Annotated in this window: 1 pseudogene; it reads right to left on the bottom strand. The window is 42.9% G+C overall.

Going from position 1 to position 725, the window contains the following annotated elements:
* Nucleotides 1–725 (bottom strand): annotated as a pseudogene (locus KIV40_RS34380) (TonB-dependent receptor); the annotation flags it as partial.

Below are 725 nucleotides of genomic sequence, written 5' to 3'. Positions count from 1 at the left end.
TTCGCACTTTCAGTGTAACGCTCGCCTACGTGATAAACACCTAGGTTTACATCTGTGCCATTATTGAACGCGTATGTTGACCAGATGCTTGCTGTGAACTCTGGAACGTCTGCAGGTGTCTTACCTTCTAGTGCAGGGTCGTTTTTGTACTCAGCATCAAGGAACATAGTAGAAGCGCTTAGTGATAATGCTTCAGTTACGAAACCAGTCGCTGCAAGCTCCGCACCTGTATGAACTTGTTCACCAACTTGGGTAGTAATCTGATCGATATTTCCAATTGGCAAATCCAGGGCTTCAGTAACTTGCATGTTTGACTGTGTAATCTGGAATAGTGCACCAGAAACAAACAAACGCTCATCAAACAGTTCCCACTTAGTACCTACTTCGTATAGGGTACCTTTCTTAGCGTCTTGCTCTTTCCAAAGTTAACATCTTTTTCTTCAGAAATGTCCGCTACTGGCTCAAAGCTCTCTGAGTAAACTGCATAAATAGAACCATTCTGCGCTGGGGAATAGATCAGGCCAGCTTTAGGGAGGATATTGTTGTAACTTTTCTCTACACCCTTACTGCTCTTAGTTTTGTCGTAAGCAAAACGCACACCTGCCAGTACTTGCCACTGTTCATTCAGAGTTACTAAATCCTAAACATACAAGCCGTAGTGCTGACTTTCTGAATGAGATAATCCTGACGTATCCATGTTGTAGTGAATATCTGATGGCATATCA

It is taken from the genome of Vibrio sp. D173a, from assembly GCF_030248475.1.
Note: the sequence above shows the minus strand (reverse complement) of the source record. Positions and strands in the feature narration are given on the sequence as shown.